Raw genomic sequence first — 18,723 nt, 5'->3', positions numbered from 1 at the left:
GTTTGCTCTTATATATCAAGATTTCTCACCTCAAGGGCATGCCTTACAATAAATTCCTTTCTTGGCTCTACTTCATCTCCCATAAGTATCGTAAATATCTCATTTGCTCTTTGAGCATCCTCAACTGTAACCTGGAGTAATGTTCTTTTCTCAGGATCCATAGTTGTTTCCCATAACTGCTCAGGATTCATTTCACCAAGTCCCTTGTACCTTTGTATTGTAAGTCCTTTTTTTACAGCATCCATAACTTTATTGTAAAGTTCCCAAAGAGATTTTGTTTTTACTGCTTCAGTTTTTATCCGAATAATGTAGTTTTTATCTTCTCTTATTCCCTGAATTAATTTAATTTTTTCAAATATATTTTGAAGGGTTTCAAAATCCCTTAAATCAACAATCTGATTATCTTGTTGAAATTGCAGTGTTTCAAGTATGTTTTCTATATAAAATGGAGAAAATCCCTTTCTTTCAAAATTTTCAAGAATTCTTCCATACTCAAAAAGTAGTTTCAAAAAACTTTTTTTTGTGCTCAATTCTGATTCTTCAATAAATGATATTTCATCAACTGCAATATCCATAAGAAATTCATGAAATTCATCTTCTGTCTGTATATATCTCTCCCATTTACCCCTTTTTATTCTGTAAAGAGGTGGCTGGGCTATGTAGAGGTAACCTTTTTCAATTAAAGGAAGCATCTGTCTGTAAAAAAACGTTAAAAGAAGAGTTCTTATATGCGCACCATCTACATCTGCATCTGTCATAAGAATTATTTTATGATATCTGACATTTTCAGGTTCAAAATGTTCCTTACCAATGCCGCCCCCTATTGCTGTAATGAGAGTTTTTATCTCTTCAGATGTCAACATCTTGTCTATTCTTGCCTTTTCTACATTTAAAATCTTTCCTCTTAAAGGTAGCACAGCCTGACTGCGTCTGTCCCTTGCTTGTTTAGCAGAACCACCTGCACTGTCTCCCTCAACAATGAAAAGTTCAGCATGAGAAGGGTCTTTTTCCGTACAGTCAGCAAGCTTACCGGGTAAGGTGGTATCTTCAAGAATACCCTTTCTTCGTGTCAATTCCTTTGCTTTTTTTGCTGCCTCACGAGCTCTTGCCGCATCTTTTGCTTTTTCAATAATTCTTTTAGCATAATTAGGATTTTCTTCAAGCCATCTACTAAGCTTCTCATTAAGTATAGTCTCTACAATTCCCTTTACCTCGCTGTTACCAAGTTTCATTTTTGTTTGCCCCTCAAACTGAGGCTCAGGAATCTTTACACTTATTACACCAACAATCCCTTCTCTTACATCTTCACCAGAAAGTGATTCTTTTCCTTCTTTTAAAAGTCCATTTAGCATTGCATAACTATTTATTGTTCTCGTAAGAGCAGATTTAAAACCTACTAAATGTGTTCCACCTTCTTTAGTATTAATATTATTAACAAAAGTAAGAATTTCTTCTGAATAACCTTCATTATACTGGATAGCTATTTCAACAATAACTCTATCTTTTTGCCCTGTAATATATATGGGCTTAGGATGTAAAGGCTTTTTCCCTTTATTTAAATCTTCTACAAAAGAAACTATGCCGCCTTCTTTTATAAACTCTTCCACATAGCCATCACGTTCATCAATAAGAATGATCTTTAATCCTCTATTTAAATAGGATAACTCTTTAAATCTGTGGGCGAGAATTTCTCTTGAAAACTCTGTAACTTCAAATATTTCTGGATCAGCTTTAAATTTTATCTTTGTGCCTGTCTTTTCTGTTTGTCCAATAACCTCAACCCCTGTAACTGGAATACCACGACAATATTTTTGTCTTACTACTTTACCATCTCTTTGCACCTCAACCTCAAGCCATTCAGAAAGAGCATTAACAACACTCAATCCTACTCCATGAAGTCCACCTGATACTTTATATGCCTTTGATTCAAACTTTCCTCCTGCATGAAGTTCTGTAAGAACAATCTCAAGAGCTGTCCTTTTTTCAGGATCATCTGGATGAATTTCTGTAGGAATGCCTCTACCATTATCAATAACAGAGCAACTACCATCTGTATGTAACCTTACTTCAATTTTATTGCAAAATCCTGCAAGTGCCTCATCTACACTGTTGTCAACCACTTCATAAACAAGATGATGAAGTCCTTCAACCCCTGTTGAACCAATATACATTGCAGGGCGGGTTCTTACTCCTTCAAGTCCTTTAAGAATCTTTATATGTTCTGCTTTATAGCTCTCTTCTTTATTCACCTTACCTCCTACGATTTTTACAAAATCCTTTTTGTTCAAAATATTAAAGCCTCAATGGCATAACAACACATTCATAGACAAAGGAGGCAGCCTCTCCATCTGTTATATATACAGCTTTATCTGGCTCGCTCATAGTGATTTTTGCCTTATCTGATGTAATTCTTTCAAGAGCCTCTATTAGATATCTTGCATTAAATCCGATAATAAAAGGTTCACCCTGATAATCAACGGTCAATTCATCTCTTGCCTCACCAATTTCAGGGTCTGATGAAGATATGATGAGTAAATCTTTATCCCATTCTGTTTTTACAGCATTCTGTCGTTCTCTGCTTAAAACAGAAACTCTTTTTAATGAAGCTATTAACGAATTTTTATCAACAATAGCGATTTTATCATTATGTCTTGGTATTACTGTTTCATAGTCTGGATAATTACCCTCTATCATTCGGGTAAGAAAGTTTATCCCGTCAATTTCGCACATAACATGTGTTTTACCAATATGAATAGAAACTGTTTCCGTATCAGATAGAAATTTTCTAAGTTCATTTAAAGATTTTTTTGAAAGAATAACTTTTTTTTCTCCTTCTATTGAACTTATGTCTTCAACCGTTGCCTTAAAATGAGCAAGCCTGTGTCCATCTGTACCAACCACATTAAATTCTGCAGGCTCTTTTATTTGAAAAAGAAGTCCATTTAAAACATATCTCGCATCAGCTTCGCCTGAAGCATAAATTGTTTTCTCTATTGCTGTAAGAAGAAAATCTCTTGATAAATTAATTTGTGTAGCGTCTCCAATCTGTGGCCATACAGGAAATTCAGAAGGATCAAGGCTGGCAAGTCTGAAATTTGACCTTCCAGACTGAATTTTAATCCACTGTTCTAAAAGCATTATTTCTATATCTTCATCTAATTCTTTTACAATTTCATAAAATTTTCTTGCAGGAATGCATGCTTTGCCTATCTCAAGCACTTCTGCTTCAAGTGGTTGTTTTACTGCTGTTTCCAGGTCTGTGGCTAAAATAAATACAGCATTCTCTGTAACATCCATTAGAAAATGATTTAATACAGGCATTATGCTCTTTTTTTCAACAATATTTTGAATTTTTGAAAGACTTTCCTGTATTTTTTGTTTTTTCAGTTTTAAATGCATAGTTTTGCCTCCTTAAAATTTCTTTATTGTCCTGTAACTTTTTTTATTATGCTATCTATTAGTCTACTTATAGATTCATCCTTTTCCTTCTCTTTTTCAACCTGTTTGCAAGCATATATAACTGTTGCATGATCCTTGCCACCGAATGCATTACCTATTTCTGCAAGAGAAAGATTCGTAAGTTTTTTTGTTATATACATGGCTAATTTTCTTGCATTTGATATTTCCTTTGTTCTTTTTTTTGATTTAATATCCTGAATCTTAAGCCCTACAGCCTCACATACGGCTTTCTGGATTAATTCAATTGTAATTGGCTTATTTTCATCAGGAAGTAAATCTCTTAGCACATATTTTGCTACATCCATACTTATTGGTACTTTTGTAAGAGAAGTATATGCACAAAGCTTGATTAAAGAGCCTTCAAGCTCTCTTACATTTGATTTCACTCTTGAGGCTATAAAATATGCTACATCTTCTGGTAATTTAACACCTTCCATATCTGCTTTCTTATATAAAATCGCAAGCCGTGTTTCTATTTCTGGTGGTTGAATATCTGCTATAAGCCCCATCCCAAATCTTGAACGAAGTCTGTCAGTAATATCTGAAATTTCCATTGGCGGTCTATCACTTGATATGACTATCTGTTTCTGTTTACTATAAAGCTCATTGAATGTATGAAAGAACTCTTCCTGTGTTGAATCCTTCCCTGCAATAAATTGAATATCATCTACTAAAAATACATCTACTGTTCTATATTTATTTCTGAATTCAGGCATTTTTTCATGTCTTATTGCAGAAACAAATTCTCCTGTGAATTGTTCTGAAGAGATATAACAAACATTCATTTCAGGTTTTTTATCTAAAATATAATTTCCTATAGCTGTTATAAGATGGGTTTTACCAAGTCCGACTCCTCCATATATAAAAAGAGGATTATAAGCAAATCCCGGATTTTCAGCTACTCTAAAGGAGGCTGCATGTGCAAACTGATTTGACGGACCTACAACAAAAGTATCAAAAGTATACTTTGGATTCAGGTTACCTTTTTTTATTACCTGTTTTTTTTCTTCAATTAAGCCTGTTTCATGTTCCTTACCTGTGATGATATATTTAACTTCCACTTGACTGCCTGTAATTTGATAAAATGAGTCACTGATTATTGAAGGGAAATTATCTTCTATCCAATCCTTAAAAAATCTATTTGGAACTTCAATAAAAGCCTCAGAATTTTTTATATCTAAAAGCTTTATAGGAGAAAACCATAATTCAAAAGTTGATTCTCCCACTTTCTCTAATATAATCTCTAAAATTTTTTGCCAGATTTTATTTATTTCATTCATTTTTCAACAACTTTTTAACACTTGTTAAAAACTTCTATGTTAAAAGCCTGTTAAATTAAAAAGACTTAAAATTCAAAGGCTTATAGATATAGCGTTAATTTTAAACTTTTTCATTATATCCTATAATTAACAAACTGAGCAATAAATTGTTTAAAACTTCAAAGTTATTAACATTTTAATCATTTATAAAATAATTTCAATTCAAACTTGTTAAATCTGTGAACAAAATAACTTACTTTTTCAACACTCAAAGCACTCATAAAAAAAGCATAAAAAACAGATTTAAACACAAAAAGCATCCCCTATAACTACTTCTATAACAAAAAATTAAAAATTAAGAAATTGAAGCAAACTTTTTAAGATACGTCTCAATAAAAATATCTATATTACCATCCAAAACATCTTCAACATTATAAACTTCAATATCAGTTCTATGGTCTTTTATTAACCTATAAGGATGAAGAATGTATGACCTTATCTGACTTCCCCATGCTATTTCCTTTTTATTACCTGTAATAGATTTAATCTTGTCTTCTTGTTCCTTTTGTAAAAGGGCATAAATTTTTGATCTCAAAATTTTCATTGCAATTTCTCTATTTCTATGTTGAGATCTTTCAGTCTGACAAGTAACAATAATACCTGTTGGAATATGAACAATTCTTACAGCAGATGAAACTTTATTTACATGTTGACCACCTGCTCCTGAAGCTCTAAAAGTATCAACTCTTATATCTTCATCTTTTATTTCAACTTGAATATTATCTTCTATTTCAGGCAAAACAGACACAGCAGCAAAAGAAGTATGTCTCCTTTTATTTGCATCAAAAGGTGAAACTCTTACAAGTCTATGAACACCGGATTCACATTTTAAATATCCATAGGCATATTGACCTTCAACTGTAAAAGTAACATCTTTAATTCCTGCTTCTTCGCCTAATTGTAAATCAACAATTTCAACTTTAAAACCTTTTTTTTCAGCCCATCTTAAATACATACGCATGAGTATCTCAGCCCAATCCTGACTTTCTGTGCCACCTGCTCCTGGATGAATTGACACTATAGCATTATTTTTATCGTGCTCTCCTTTTAGTAAAAGCTTTATTTCAAGATGTTCAATTTGTGATTTTATATTTTCTACTTCCTCTTCTAAATCTTTTAAAAGTAAGTATCCATCTTCTTCTGTTTCTGCAATAACCAAAGCTTCCTCAATATATGAAAAACGATTAGTAATGTTTTCAACAGGTTCAACTATTTCTAAAAGTTTATTTTTTTCCTGCTGAATTTTTTTTATCTTTTCTAAATCATTCCAGACTTCCTCTTTCTGAAGTTCTTTATCCAGATCGTCTAATCTATTTTTAAGCTTCTCTATTTCAAAGACAACCTCTTAAAGAGAAAATTTTTTCTTTAATTTCTTTTAAATAAATTTTTAAATCCTCAGATGTAACCATTTTTTACCTCCAAATTTTATATTTCCAATTATAAATATTAACGAAAAAATTATACAGACATAAGCAAATATATCACCATATTTTGTATAAAAACTTACTTTATCATTTCCGTGAATATCTTCAACTAAATAAACTCTTTCAAATAGTTTTGTTTTGCTTATAATTCTTCCCTTACTATCTATAAAACCTGAAATCCCAGAATTAGCAGCTCTTATCAAAGGTTTTCTATTTTCAATGGCTCTAAACACAGCCATTGAAAAATGCTGATAAGGTCCTGATGTAGTTCCAAACCACCCATCATTTGTAATGTTTACAATAAAACTTCCACCTTTCTGATAAAATTTTCTTACCTGCCCAGGGAATATACTTTCATAACAGATTAAAGTTGCAAAATTTCCAAAGGGGGTGGTTGCTATATTGTAACCATTACCAGCTTGGTAATCTCCAATACCTACTGTTAATTTATCAATAAAAAATAAAATTTTTCTTAATGGAACATACTCACCAAAAGGTACTAAATGTATTTTATCATAATAATAAGCCATAATACCATTTGGATCAATTAAAACAGCACTGTTTGTGTATTTATCCTGCTGTCTTTCCATTATACTCCCAAAAAGTAAATATATATTCTGCTCTTTAACAAAGTTTACTAATTCCGAACTAAAATATTTATTTTTTTCAAAGATAAAAGGAACTGCTGTTTCGGGCCAGACAACTAATTGAGGATTGTAGGTTTTAGCTTGATGTGTAAGATTTTTATAAATATTTAAAATTTCATTTATTTTATTAAAATCCCACTTCTCATTTTGAGGTATGCTTCCTTGAATTACAGCAACTCTAAAGATTTTTCCATTAATTGGTTCATAAAATCTTTTTATTCCATACCCTATAGTTAGAAGAAAAACTAAAAAAACAAGAATTATGCTTATAACAGTAGGTATATATGATAAAAGAGGATATCTGATTTTATTTTTCTTAAAGATTAACAAATCAAAGATAAAACAGTTAAATAAAATAACAAGATAAGAAATACCATAAATTCCTGTAATATCAGCAAGTTGTGCAATTATTAAAAATTTATATTGGGTGTAACCTATAATTGCCCAAGGAAATCCTGTAAAAAGATAGTTTCTTAAAACCTCAAGACTAACCCATATAAAAGGAGCATAAAATGAGGTTGGAAGCATATTTTTAAATAAATTTTTATATATCAATGCAAAAAATGCAGGATATAATGCAAGATATAAAGCCAAAAGGGCAACAATAAAATAGCTTAAAATCAGAGGAACAGAGCCATAATAATAGAGGGAATGATATATCCAGTAAACATTTCCTAAAAAATATAGAAAACCAAAAATTAAACCACCTTTAAAAATAGTTTTGTAATCGGTGGTTTTATATAGGAAGAAAAAAAATGGTAAAAGACAAAACCATGCAAGAAAATAAAGGTCAAAAGGTGGAAAACTTAAGATTAAAGCAAAAGCTGATAATGCTACCAAAAAATATTTTTTTAGTCCATTAATCAGATAAGTTTTTGTTTCTTCTATAAAATCTGGCCAAAGCATTAGATATTTATGTTATCATAATTATTAATGTTATGGTTACTATATGTGTAATCCCTGCAAGATATGGTTCAACAAGATTCCCTGGAAAACCTCTTGCTTTCTTAAAAAATAAACCCATTATTCAGCATGTGTATGAGAGGGCTAAATCTTCTAAAATGATAGATGAAGTTTTTGTAGCTACTGATGACAGTAGAATTTTACACACTGTAGAATCCTTTGGCGGTAAAGCTATAATGACATCCTCTAAACATCCTTCAGGAACAGATAGAATTGCTGAAGCAGTTGATAAATTATTACAGGAAGGATATAATTTACAAGAAAGCTCAATTGTAATAAATCTTCAAGGAGACGAACCTCTCATTAAAAAAGAGATGATTGATCAATTAATAGATTTAATGAAAAATGAAAATGACTCAATAGGTACGCTTGCAAAGCGTATTGAAAAAGAAGATGATTTTTTCAATCCTAACATTGTTAAGGTAGTATTTGATAAAAATGGATATGCTCTTTATTTTTCACGTAGTCCTATTCCTTTTGACAGAGAAAAGTTCATAAAAGGTTTTTCTAAGAATAACTTTATGTATAAGCATATTGGAATTTATGGTTATAATGTAAGAATTCTTAAAAATTTTGTAGGACTCCCTATGTCAAGGCTTGAAGAAATAGAATCTCTTGAACAATTAAGAGCACTTGAAAATGGAATAAAAATTAAAGTTGGTTTAACCGAATATGATTCCTTTGGAATAGATACCCCAGAAGATTTGGAGGTAGCAGAAAAATGCCTAAATACATATTCATAACAGGAGGTGTTGTATCAGCCTTAGGAAAAGGGATAGCAGCTGCTGCCATAGGTGCACTTCTTGAAGCAAAGGGTTTTAAAGTAACAATACAGAAACTTGATCCATATATAAATGTTGACCCTGGAACATTAAGTCCCTTTGAACATGGCGAAGTCTATGTAACTGACGATGGATGTGAAACAGATTTGGATTTGGGGCATTATGAAAGATTTACCCATTTAACTACCTCTCACGTTAATAATTATACATCTGGAAAAATTTATTTTAATGTTATTTCTAAAGAAAGAAGAGGTGATTATCTTGGACATACTGTGCAAGTTATACCTCATGTTACTGATGAAATAAAAGAAGCAATTAAATCTGCTGCAGGAGATAATGAATATGATATTGTGATTGTTGAAGTTGGAGGCACAGTTGGAGATATTGAAGGACTTCCTTTTCTTGAAGGAATTAGGCAACTCAGATATGATGTTGGACGAGAAAATGTTCTTTATATTCATTTAACACTTGTACCATACATCAAGAGTGCGGGTGAACTTAAAACTAAACCAACTCAGCACAGTGTAAATAGTTTAAGAGCAATTGGAATCCAGCCTGATATTTTACTATGCAGGGCAGACAGACCTATTCCTTATGGACTTAAGAAAAAAATTGCCTTACACTGCAATCTTGACTTTGATGCTGTAATCTCTGCTCACGATGTAGAGACAGTTTATGAAGTTCCCCTCAATTTCAAAAATGAAGGGCTTGACCTTCTTATTGAAAAGAAACTTTCTCTGCCGCATAGATTAGAGGATTTATCAGCATGGGAAGAAGTAGTAAACAAGATTAAAAATCCAAAAACTGAGGTTAATATTGCTGTGGTGGGTAAATATGTTGGTTTAAGGGATTCCTACAAGAGTCTTAATGAAGCTTTAATACATGGAGGAATAGCTAATAACTCTAAGGTTAACATATTATGGGTAAATTCAGAGGACATAGAAAAGGACGGAGCAAAAATATATCTCAGTGACGCTCATGGTATTTTGATTCCTGGAGGATTTGGAAGCCGTGGAATTGAAGGTAAAATTGAAGCAATAAGATATGCACGAGAAAATAAAATTCCCTTCTTTGGAATATGTCTTGGAATGCAGTGTGCAGTTATAGAGTTAAGTAGAAATCTTGCAAAACTTAATGCACATTCTACAGAATTTGATCCTGACACAGAACATCCTGTTATTTATCTTATGGAAAGATGGTTTAATCCAAGAACAGGCAGATATGAAATTAGAACAATAGAATCTCAAAAGGGTGGCACAATGAGATTGGGCGCATATCCGTGCATGCTTAAAGAAGGGACAAAAGCATATGAAGCTTACAAAACAAAAGAAATTTCAGAAAGACACAGACATAGATATGAATTTAACAATAAATACATTCCCATTCTTGAAGAAAAAGGCGTTGTTTTTAGCGGCACTTCTCCTGATGGACAACTTGTAGAGATAGTTGAATTAAAGGAACATCCGTGGTTTTTAGGATGTCAGTTTCATCCAGAATTTAAATCAAAGCCTTTTAAACCTCATCCTTTATTCAGAGAATTCATAAGAGCATCTTTAAAGGAAAAGCCTTCTCTTTTTAATTTTTAGTGAACCAATAAAAAGTGGCATCAAGAATAGAGAAAATTTACGAGAAGAATAAATAGAGAAGCGAGAATGTCTCCCGCTTCTCTATTAGTTATAACCAATAATTTTTTTAATCAACAATCTGTTTCTGCCCGTATTTGTCAAAAACTGACTTTTCTTTTACTGTAATAGCAATTTTGTAAAGAACAGTTATGACAAGTGCACCTACTGACCATACGCCAGCAGCAACAAGAAATTCATTTAAAGCAATCCATGCTTCTGTTACTCTGTCAAATGGATTTGGAATAAAACCGCTTACTACAAATGCAAATCCCTTATCCATCCATATTGAGAAAAATATGCAAACAGCAGCAATCAATTTGGTTACATTCCATTTTCTAAGAGGCGGAAATATGAAAATAATCAATCCAACAAATGCAAGTAGTGTTGATATAGCCATCCATGGAACAAGTTTTTCGTGTCCTTCAAGTCCGTAATATAGATATATCAATGATTTCATGTGATCAGGTATCTGACTGTAGAATGCTGTAAAGAATTCAAGCCCGATGAAGAACAGATGAATTATTAATGCATAGGTTGCTATCTCTGCAAGCTTGTTGATTGCCTGCTGCCCTGGGTCAAACTTGGAGACTTTTCTTATTATCATGCTAAGAATTATGAGCAATGAAGGTCCTGCTGCAAAGGCGGTGGCAAGAAAGTGAGCTGCCTGAAGGGCTGTCATCCAGTGAGGTCTTCCAGGTAAACCGGCATATAGAAAGGCTGTTACTGTATGGATTGAGGGCGCCCACAGAATTGCCCAATATATAAATGGTTTGATCCATTTTGGCGGTGGAGCGCTTTTTTTCTCAGCATGAAGAACTGTCCATCCACAGAGTAAATTTAAAGATAAATAAGTTATAAGAACCACCATATCCCAGAAGATAATTGAATGAGGTGTAGCATGAAGTAAGACATTCCATACACGAGAAGGCTGTCCCATGATAACAAAAACAGATAGCATGGCTATCAAAACACATCCAACAGCAAGAAACTCGCCAATTACAGCCAGTCTTCCGAAGGTTTTATAGTTATGAAAATAGTATGGGAGAACAACAAGTACAGCAGAAGCAGCAACACCAACAAAAAAGGTTAATTGTCCAACATGAAATCCCCATGTTACATCTCTGCTTAATCCTGTTGTAAAAGCTGCGCCGATGTGATGTTCTCTCATCCAGCATATAAATCCAATAAGTATCATTGTTATTAAAAAGGATACCCAAATCCAGTATCTTGGTTTGCCTTTTAACGCTAAATCAAGCATCTCTTACCTCCCGTTAAATTATGTAGAAAACCATTGGTTGTGTGCCAAGTTCAACTTTTCTGCGAATAACTATATTTTCAGAAAGAACTTTTCTGATTTCAGATTTAGTGTCAAATAAATCCCCGAATACTATTTTCCCCTCTGAAGCCTCTACGCAATATGGAAGAAGACCTTTATCTATTCTTTCATTACAGAATGTGCATTTTTCAACAACGCCGATTGTTCTTGTTGGATATTCAGGATTTAATTCTTTGATATAGTCTCTTGGTGGCAGAAAGTTATAGTTTCTTGCACCATAAGGACATCCAGCCATGCAAAATTTACAACCTATGCAACGATGCATATCTTGCATTGTAATACCATCAGCTCTTTTGAATGTTGCCTTAACAGGGCAAACTCTTACGCAGGGTGCGTTATCACAATGATTGCAAAGAAGTAGAAATTTTCTATGTTTGATCTCTTCTGATATATATTCTTCTGCTGTCCCAGCAAAGGAATGCTCATAATCATCAGTCCATATCCATTTTACTTCGTGAAGAGGATTGATAATTTCAGGAACATTGTGAGCTTTATGACAGGCTTTGATGACTTTTTCAAAGTCTTGTTCAGTTTTAAATTTCCTTGTATCAATCACCATTGCCCATCTCTTACCCTTCATTGCTTTAATATCTTGTAATACTTTCTGCCCTGACTCTTTTTCTAATGCATTAATAGTAAATGCACCACCCAAGCCGAGCAAAGAAGTGAAGGCTGTTATCTTTAGAAAATCTCTTCTACTTATCATTTTAACCCTCCCACCTTAGGCTCAATATGGCAATCCCAGCAATAGGGCTTAACACTCACATAGTTGTGGCATTCATCACAGAATTTTTCCTTGTTAGAATGGCATTTCATACAGGTATTCTGAAGGCTTATATTGTATTGTTTGCCGTCTGATGCTATATAAACTCTTTTACCTTCTCTTGTAGCATAATCTTTCCAGGAATAGAGAAGCTTGATGTGAGCTTCGCGCATATACTGTTTTGATTCAATACATTGTTTCTTTTCCATTTTTTGGATTTCAGGAGTATCAATACTTGGTTTAGGCTGCACATAAGTTTTTCCTATACTCATTGTAAAAGGCAGCGTTACGATTATTACAAAAACTACTAAGCCAAGAATTATTTTCCATCCATCATACATTTTACTCTTCCTCCTTTCCTGGTAGTGGCTCCATCCTTAAGTTCATTGTTCTTTCTTTTTCTCCCTTCATTATCATTGCATTGGCTACAAGTTCTGTAACTCCTGATACTCTAACTCCTGGTACCCAGTAATCCATAAGTGGTGGTAGCGTTGCTCTGTCAATTGCACATATATTTGCAAGCATGTTTACGCCGAATTTTTCATGAACATATCTTACTGCATTGGCTCTGGGGAAGCCTCCTCTCATTCTTAGTTCCATAATCTCACCGGCGTTTAATCCAGAACCACCCCCGCAGCAGAATGTTTGTTCTCTTATTGTTTCATCAGGCATTTCATAAAAGTGATTGCATACATTTTTAATAATATATCTTGGTTCTTCAAAAATTCCCATACCACGAGAGGGGTTACAGGAATCATGGAAGGTTACTATAAGGTTGTCATTTCTTGATTTGTCAAATTTTAAAACACCGTGTTTTATTAAATCTGCTGTAAATTCGCTTATGTGGACAATTTTATTTGATTTTGCATTTTCAAACTTTGTCCCTGTAATTGGAGACACGGGTTCTTCAAGAAAATCTACAGGACCATACCATGTATTATGATACTGATGCCATACTCTCCACATGTGTCCGCATTCTCCACCAAGTATCCATTTAACCTTCAGTCTTTTTGCCTCTTCATAGATCTTAGAATGGAGTCTTTTTGCCATCTCCATTGATGTAAAGAAACCGAAGTTTCCACCTTCTGAGGCAAAGGTGCTCCATGTGTAGTCAAGCCCGAGTTCATGGAAAAGCATCATGTAGCCCATGGCATTGTATATTCCTGGGTCTGCAAAAAGGTCTCCTGAAGGGGTTATAAAGAGAATTTCAGCACCTTTTTTATTTATTGGGGGCTCAATTTTGATACCAGTAATCTCTTCAATATCATTACACATAAATTCAAGAGTAGATTTCATTGTATGAGGCTCTATTCCAAGATGGTTACCTGTTCTGTAACAGTTGGCAACCGGTCCTGATATCCAGTCAGTATTTAACCCAAGAAGATTAAGCAGTTCTCTTGCTATTATTGTTATCTCTGCTGTGTCAATTCCGTAGGGGCAGAAAAGAGAACAACGCCTGCATTCTGTACACTGGTAGAAGTAATACCAGAGTTCCTTTAAAACATCAATATCAAGGTCTCTTGCTCCGCCATTTCTTCCAAATAACTTTCCGCCAGAGGTGAAATATTTTCTGTACACGGACCTTAAAAGTTCTGCTCTAAGAACAGGCATATTTTTTGGATCCCCTGTTCCTATGAAGAAGTGGCACTTATCAGCACAGGCACCGCAACGAACACAGATATCCATGAATACATGGAAGGTTCTAAATCTCTCAAGCCTCTGTTTAATTCCCTCAATGACAATTTTCTTCCAGTCTTCTGGAAGTTTCCAGTCTTCATCAGTAACATGAAAATCTCTTGCATTGGGGAAGTTTACATACTCTAAATTTTTACCCTTTGCACCATAACAGTAAAAGCCAGGCTTAAATTCAACTGGCAAAGTATCCATCCACCATTTGGATGGCATCTTCTTTAAATTAACATTTGAAATTAATTCTTCTGGTCTTGGAAGTCCCATGGTCTCACTCCTTTTCTACTGGTATTCCAGCTTTTTTCATTTTTTCTCTAAATTCATCTTCATATTCTTCATAATGACGATGTTTAACCGGATAATCCCATGGATTCACATGTCTTTCCATTCGGTTGTTATTTGCAAGATTTCTTGTCGGACTTAAGAACACTCCACCCATGTGCATAAGTTTACTAAATGGGAAATATGCAAAAAGGACGCTTACAAGGAAAAGATGAATGTAAAAGAGGCTTCCTATTCCTTCAGGAACTGATGGTTTGAGATATGCAAGTCCTAAGGTGAGTTCTTTTATTGCTGTAATATCAACTCTTGCAAAATATCTCATCATTACACCTGTGGCTATTATGCCAATAATTAGGAATAAAGGGAAATAATCTGATGGAAGAGAAATGTATTTAACTTGAGGATTGAAAATTCTTCTTCCAAGAAGATATAGAAGAGCCGCACCGATAATTATATCAGTCATATAGACCATTGGAAGACCTATCTGCCAGAAGGAATCTACAGAGTCAACAACAGATATGCACCATGGAGTCTGCGCCATGAAAAATCTCAGGTGTCTGACAAGTATAATAAGAAATGAATAGTGAAAGGCTAAAGCTCCAATCCATAGCCATTTGTTTGAACCAACATAGAGTTTTCCATTCATTATCTCAGCTTTAGTGTTTCTAAAAAGAGATCTGAAAAAGGCAATTTCAAAAAACATTCTTAAAGCCGCCCCCCAGCCTGTAGCCGGGTTGTCAATTTTGCTGTACTTAATCCATGGAAGTGAAAACTGCTGTCCTGCTGTTGTTGGTATCCTGAATGGAACTGGAGATTTACCCCACTTAACCATCCTGCGAATAAAGCCTATCAAGAAAACAATCAGGGCTGCATAAGGGAAAACAACAGCGAATAGGCTTTTTAAGCCTAAAAGTTCTGTACCTATGTAGGCAAAAAGGATTAAACCTAAAACAATTATAAAAGCTAATCCTATACCCATCTCACCCTACCTCACTTTTTAATTTTTATTTGGTTTGTACTGTTTTGTCTGGAATCTCTGAAACAATGTTCCATTTTTTTAAAATCCACCATGTTCTGTCTATAAGTTCCTTTGATTTCAGGTCGTAGATTTTTTCTCTGTACTTCATGAATATGTCAAAAGCTATAAGTGAGAGAGAATCTATTCTTGAGAGAAAATCCAATATTTGAAACGGTTCTATCTCCTTTTCAAGTTCATCCTGAAAAGCTTTTTTGATAAGAAATATAAATCCTACTGCCTGAGATGGAGTAAAATCTTGAACTGCTCTTATTTTAATGATTTCCTCTAAGGGAGGAAGAAAGCTTTCAATAGGTTCTTCATTGATTATTTTTTCTACTATCTGTTCAATTGATTGATAAAGATTGTATCCAATAGGATTAGTAAACTGTCTTGAACTGTCTTTTAAAAAACTCTGACTTTCCTCAGGATAAGTAGCTATGGTTAATTCAAAGGATTTGTTAACTATTGCCTTCCTTTTTTTTGAAAGGAGGTCTTTAATAGGCATCTCCTTCTCCTGTAATTAGTTTTGTTATCCCCCCTTTCGGTAGAAAAAAAGGGGCAGTTTCCTGCCCCTTTATAAAAGAAATTATACGCATCCTGTTGGTTTTGGAAGACCAGCGTATCTACAGGCTTGCTTTGCTGGTCCGTCTGGGAATAATCCATAGAGATATTTTGTATTACCCTTGTCAGGTCCAAACATCTTTGCCATTTCTTTAACAAGAATTTTAATCATTGGTGCAATTTGATATTTTTGATAATAGTCTCTTAAGAAGTTAATAACTTCCCAATGTTGTTCAGTTAATGTAAGCCCATCTTGCTGTGCCATATACTCTGCAAGCTCTGGTGTCCAATCATCAAGATTCTGAATGTAACCATCCTCATCAAGCTCAATTTGCTTTCCCTTAAATTCAATGTAAGGCATTTTCCAACCTCCTTTTAGTTTTTTTTGCAAATATTTTAACTTCTTTAGAAAAAGAACTTCAAGTTATATTTGCATTTTAAAAAGTAAAACAACTTTAAAGTATAATGAGTTTTAAAGTCAAATAAATTTAGTTTATAATTTTATAAAAATTTTTCAGCCTTAGAGGTTTTAAGTTTTATTATGTTGCCTCTGGTATAAACTGATAAAATTATATTTTTAATATCCTCAGGAATAGGAATATGACTTTTAATTTTGCTAATCAGAATTGCTGCAAGAGCCTTGATTTCATCATTTTCATGAATTAGAAGATTTTCTAATTCTTCTTTATTAATTTTTATATAATCACTGAGATTGATTTTATTGGAAAGTTTGATCATGCTTCTTAGAACGCTTTCAAGAAAGCTTCCTTCCTCTCTTTGTGACCACAGTATTGGTATTATATCACTGAAAAGTGAAGGCTCTGCATATATTATTTCGCCTATTAGCTCAGCAGCTCTCCATCCAATTCCACCTGATTCATCGGTCATTGACCATAGAAGCTTTCTAATAGTATTTCTGAGAGGTTCTATATCTTGAGCAGAAACATGTGCTTTTGCTACATGCCCCATTGCTTCTATTGCTTTCCATGAAAGGGGATTGTCTTTATCATAAGAAAGAGAAATTAGCCATCCAAATATATTTTTATTTTGTAAAGATGCTTTTTCAATTGTTTCAAAATCTAAGTTTTCAAGAAGGGATATAAAGTCCTTTTTATTGATATTAATTTTTTCATGAACAGCGGACTTTAATCCTCCAGTCAATGCTTTAATAAAAAAAAGTCTTCCATTAAAACGTGAAGTTTTCATATAAACATACTGATGAGTTCTCAAGTCATAGTCTCTTTCTCTTAATTCAAAATTTACTCCCAATTCAACATTATCAATTCCTTCAGGAGAGGCAAGAAGCATGGCATCAACCAGAGCATCTCCTTGATTATGACCTGTTGGTTCGCATACATAAATTGCACCACAGGCGCATTTCCCATATATTACGTCTCCTATTTCTGTAAAAGTTTCCTGAGGAGGATTTATTGCTCTTCCACAAAAAAGACAGGTGGGCAATTCTCTTTTAGGCATTTTTTGACTCCTTATAGATTTTAGCTCTTTTTAAGATACCTTTTACCCAATCATCACAGCCAAGAGCATGAATATGAACATAAGTGCCAAGTGTATTTTTATAACAGGCACCGTCCATTTTTTCTATGATTCCCTCGCCCCTCATCATAATAAAGCTCATGTGAGGCAAAGTATTATAGTCTATCACCTTTGAATAGTGAAACTCATGCCCTTTTAGCTCCACTCCTTCTTCATAAAAAGGATTATTACTATTTACCTTAGCTATGACATATCCATGTGCCTGAGGTTTTTTAAACATCTTTAGTCTAAATGGAAAGACCCCCACCATGGGGAATTCTCCTTCATCTGTAATTAGGCTTTTACATAAATACATTAATCCACCGCATTCAGCATATATGGGAAGTCCTTTTTCTGCTTTTTCTTTTATGTCTTTCATTAATGGAAGATTATTACAAAGAAATTTAACATTAGTCTCAGGAAAACCGCCTCCTATATATAAGGTATCAACTTCTGGAAGAGCTTTATCCTCAAGAGAATTAATGAAAACGAGCTTCATCCCATATTTTTTTAATTCTTCAAGATTTTCTTCATAGTAAAACTGAAATACTCTGTCTCTTATAACGCCGATTTTAATTCCAGCATCATTTATATTAAATTTATTACTTTTCTGAATATCAGATATATCCTGAGCATTTTTTGCTATCTGCCAGATTTTTTCTTTATCTAAATATTCAGAGACCCTGTTTATGAAATCTTCTGCTTCTTTTTGCATTTCATGTTCTTGATAGGGTAAAAGCCCCATATGTCTTTCAGGCATTTTTAAATCCTTAAATCTTGGTATTGATCCGACTACTTCAACAGAGCAGTATTTCTTTATTGATTCTTTTATTATTTTTTCATGTCTTGGATTGGCAACTTGATTTAATACGACACCTTTTATCTGAACCTCTTTATCAAATGTGATAAACCCATTAATCAATGCAGCTACTGAACGGGTTATTTTTGTGCAGTCAACTACTAAAATTACTGGACATTTTAAAAGCTTAGCAAGTTCAGCAGAACTTACAGAGCCTTCTGTATCAAGCCCATCAAAGAGTCCTCTGTTTCCTTCTATTACAGAGACATCTCCTTTTGCTCTTTCTGTGAATGATTCAAGAATTTTGTTAGGAGGTATCATGAATGTGTCAAGATTATAACAGGGATTTCCTGAAAAAAGACTTAACCAACCACTGTCAATATAGTCAGGTCCTTTTTTAAAAGTAAAAACCTTCAGCCCCTTTTTTCTGAGAATTGAAATAACTGCGAGTGTAACAGTTGTTTTTCCTGCTCCACCACGAACACCTGCTATAAGAACTCGGGGATACATTTGACAGAAGCCT

General features: G+C 33.7%; 16 protein-coding genes. 2 read left to right on the top strand and 14 right to left on the bottom strand.

Annotated features, from left to right (window positions below):
- Positions 1 to 8: 8 nt before the first annotated feature.
- From gyrB to lnt, 5 genes are all read right to left on the bottom strand, one after another.
- Positions 9 to 2,249 carry a DNA topoisomerase (ATP-hydrolyzing) subunit B gene (gene gyrB / locus THEYE_RS00080; protein WP_028842096.1) on the bottom strand — a complete coding sequence of 747 codons (2,241 nt, stop codon included), beginning with the start codon at positions 2,247 to 2,249 and terminating at the stop codon, positions 9 to 11.
- A 43-nt stretch (positions 2,250 to 2,292) separates the two neighbouring features.
- Positions 2,293 to 3,399, bottom strand: a complete 1,107-nt coding sequence (gene dnaN / locus THEYE_RS00075; protein ID WP_012546822.1) for a DNA polymerase III subunit beta — start codon at positions 3,397 to 3,399, stop codon at positions 2,293 to 2,295.
- A gap of 23 nt (positions 3,400 to 3,422) precedes the next feature.
- On the bottom strand, positions 3,423 to 4,739 hold the full coding sequence (dnaA, locus tag THEYE_RS00070; RefSeq protein ID WP_012545093.1) for a chromosomal replication initiator protein DnaA: 1,317 nt from the start codon (positions 4,737 to 4,739) through the stop codon (positions 3,423 to 3,425).
- Between the two features lie 334 nt (positions 4,740 to 5,073).
- Positions 5,074 to 6,187, bottom strand: a protein-coding gene (gene prfB, locus THEYE_RS00065) for a peptide chain release factor 2 (RefSeq protein WP_338065295.1) whose coding sequence is annotated in 2 segments (ribosomal slippage) — positions 5,074 to 6,111 and positions 6,113 to 6,187 — 1,113 coding nt in all. Because the reading frame shifts where the segments join, the coding sequence is not laid out codon by codon here.
- On the bottom strand, positions 6,166 to 7,755 hold the full coding sequence (gene lnt, locus THEYE_RS00060; RefSeq protein WP_012545206.1) for an apolipoprotein N-acyltransferase: 1,590 nt from the start codon (positions 7,753 to 7,755) through the stop codon (positions 6,166 to 6,168). Before lnt ends, prfB begins: the two co-directional genes overlap by 22 nt.
- 32 nt (positions 7,756 to 7,787) lie before the next feature.
- Here lnt and kdsB point away from each other — a divergent pair, with 32 nt between their 5' ends.
- Both kdsB and THEYE_RS00050 read left to right on the top strand, forming a co-directional pair.
- The gene (gene kdsB, locus THEYE_RS00055; protein WP_012545187.1) at positions 7,788 to 8,555 is read left to right on the top strand and encodes a 3-deoxy-manno-octulosonate cytidylyltransferase; all 768 of its coding nucleotides are present in this window, start codon (positions 7,788 to 7,790) and stop codon (positions 8,553 to 8,555) included.
- Positions 8,534 to 10,180 (top strand): CTP synthase, encoded by a 1,647-nt coding sequence (locus tag THEYE_RS00050; protein ID WP_012546318.1) that lies wholly within the window; start codon positions 8,534 to 8,536, stop codon positions 10,178 to 10,180. The genes kdsB and THEYE_RS00050 overlap by 22 nt, the downstream gene beginning before the upstream one ends.
- A 106-nt stretch (positions 10,181 to 10,286) precedes the next feature.
- On the opposite strand, the gene dsrP is transcribed toward THEYE_RS00050, so the two are convergent.
- The 9 genes from dsrP to THEYE_RS00005 form a co-directional block, all read right to left on the bottom strand.
- Positions 10,287 to 11,477 carry a sulfate reduction electron transfer complex DsrMKJOP subunit DsrP gene (dsrP, locus tag THEYE_RS00045; protein ID WP_012545494.1) on the bottom strand — a complete coding sequence of 397 codons (1,191 nt, stop codon included), beginning with the start codon at positions 11,475 to 11,477 and terminating at the stop codon, positions 10,287 to 10,289.
- A gap of 13 nt (positions 11,478 to 11,490) precedes the next feature.
- Positions 11,491 to 12,261 carry a sulfate reduction electron transfer complex DsrMKJOP subunit DsrO gene (gene dsrO / locus THEYE_RS00040; RefSeq protein WP_012546852.1) on the bottom strand — a complete coding sequence of 257 codons (771 nt, stop codon included), beginning with the start codon at positions 12,259 to 12,261 and terminating at the stop codon, positions 11,491 to 11,493.
- Positions 12,258 to 12,659: a sulfate reduction electron transfer complex DsrMKJOP subunit DsrJ gene (gene dsrJ / locus THEYE_RS00035; protein ID WP_012546711.1), complete on the bottom strand. Its 402-nt coding sequence runs from the start codon at positions 12,657 to 12,659 to the stop codon at positions 12,258 to 12,260. Before dsrJ ends, dsrO begins: the two co-directional genes overlap by 4 nt.
- A gap of 1 nt (position 12,660) precedes the next feature.
- Positions 12,661 to 14,274 (bottom strand): sulfate reduction electron transfer complex DsrMKJOP subunit DsrK, encoded by a 1,614-nt coding sequence (dsrK, locus tag THEYE_RS00030; RefSeq protein ID WP_012546048.1) that lies wholly within the window; start codon positions 14,272 to 14,274, stop codon positions 12,661 to 12,663.
- 4 nt (positions 14,275 to 14,278) lie between these two features.
- On the bottom strand, positions 14,279 to 15,268 hold the full coding sequence (dsrM, locus tag THEYE_RS00025; protein WP_012544992.1) for a sulfate reduction electron transfer complex DsrMKJOP subunit DsrM: 990 nt from the start codon (positions 15,266 to 15,268) through the stop codon (positions 14,279 to 14,281).
- 25 nt (positions 15,269 to 15,293) lie between these two features.
- Positions 15,294 to 15,812, bottom strand: a complete 519-nt coding sequence (locus THEYE_RS00020) for an RsbRD N-terminal domain-containing protein (protein WP_012546412.1) — start codon at positions 15,810 to 15,812, stop codon at positions 15,294 to 15,296.
- 81 nt (positions 15,813 to 15,893) lie between these two features.
- Positions 15,894 to 16,229 carry a TusE/DsrC/DsvC family sulfur relay protein gene (locus tag THEYE_RS00015; protein ID WP_012546467.1) on the bottom strand — a complete coding sequence of 112 codons (336 nt, stop codon included), beginning with the start codon at positions 16,227 to 16,229 and terminating at the stop codon, positions 15,894 to 15,896.
- Positions 16,230 to 16,369: 140 nt separating this feature from the next.
- Positions 16,370 to 17,344 (bottom strand): DVU0298 family protein, encoded by a 975-nt coding sequence (locus tag THEYE_RS00010; RefSeq protein ID WP_012546340.1) that lies wholly within the window; start codon positions 17,342 to 17,344, stop codon positions 16,370 to 16,372.
- Complete coding sequence (locus THEYE_RS00005; RefSeq protein ID WP_012545628.1) at positions 17,337 to 18,710, bottom strand: cobyrinic acid a,c-diamide synthase CobB; 1,374 nt, start codon at positions 18,708 to 18,710, stop codon at positions 17,337 to 17,339. The genes THEYE_RS00010 and THEYE_RS00005 overlap by 8 nt, the downstream gene beginning before the upstream one ends.
- Positions 18,711 to 18,723 lie beyond the last annotated feature (13 nt).

It is taken from the genome of Thermodesulfovibrio yellowstonii DSM 11347, from assembly GCF_000020985.1.
In the GTDB taxonomy this organism is placed as follows: Bacteria; Nitrospirota; Thermodesulfovibrionia; order Thermodesulfovibrionales; family Thermodesulfovibrionaceae; genus Thermodesulfovibrio; species Thermodesulfovibrio yellowstonii.
Note: the sequence above shows the minus strand (reverse complement) of the source record. Positions and strands in the feature narration are given on the sequence as shown.

What these genes read in the sequence shown, in the direction of transcription:
- dnaN (WP_012546822.1), bottom strand. Translation starts at nt 3,399, where the DNA reads ATGCATTTAAAACTGAAAAAACAAAAAATACAGGAAAGTCTTTCAAAA.
- dnaA (WP_012545093.1), bottom strand. Translation starts at nt 4,739, where the DNA reads ATGAATGAAATAAATAAAATCTGGCAAAAAATTTTAGAGATTATATTA.
- lnt (WP_012545206.1), bottom strand. Translation starts at nt 7,755, where the DNA reads ATGCTTTGGCCAGATTTTATAGAAGAAACAAAAACTTATCTGATTAAT.
- kdsB (WP_012545187.1), top strand. Translation starts at nt 7,788, where the DNA reads ATGGTTACTATATGTGTAATCCCTGCAAGATATGGTTCAACAAGATTC.
- THEYE_RS00050 (WP_012546318.1), top strand. Translation starts at nt 8,534, where the DNA reads ATGCCTAAATACATATTCATAACAGGAGGTGTTGTATCAGCCTTAGGA.
- dsrP (WP_012545494.1), bottom strand. Translation starts at nt 11,477, where the DNA reads ATGCTTGATTTAGCGTTAAAAGGCAAACCAAGATACTGGATTTGGGTA.
- dsrO (WP_012546852.1), bottom strand. Translation starts at nt 12,261, where the DNA reads ATGATAAGTAGAAGAGATTTTCTAAAGATAACAGCCTTCACTTCTTTG.
- dsrJ (WP_012546711.1), bottom strand. Translation starts at nt 12,659, where the DNA reads ATGTATGATGGATGGAAAATAATTCTTGGCTTAGTAGTTTTTGTAATA.
- dsrK (WP_012546048.1), bottom strand. Translation starts at nt 14,274, where the DNA reads ATGGGACTTCCAAGACCAGAAGAATTAATTTCAAATGTTAATTTAAAG.
- dsrM (WP_012544992.1), bottom strand. Translation starts at nt 15,268, where the DNA reads ATGGGTATAGGATTAGCTTTTATAATTGTTTTAGGTTTAATCCTTTTT.
- THEYE_RS00020 (WP_012546412.1), bottom strand. Translation starts at nt 15,812, where the DNA reads ATGCCTATTAAAGACCTCCTTTCAAAAAAAAGGAAGGCAATAGTTAAC.
- THEYE_RS00015 (WP_012546467.1), bottom strand. Translation starts at nt 16,229, where the DNA reads ATGCCTTACATTGAATTTAAGGGAAAGCAAATTGAGCTTGATGAGGAT.
- THEYE_RS00010 (WP_012546340.1), bottom strand. Translation starts at nt 17,344, where the DNA reads ATGCCTAAAAGAGAATTGCCCACCTGTCTTTTTTGTGGAAGAGCAATA.
- THEYE_RS00005 (WP_012545628.1), bottom strand. Translation starts at nt 18,710, where the DNA reads ATGTATCCCCGAGTTCTTATAGCAGGTGTTCGTGGTGGAGCAGGAAAA.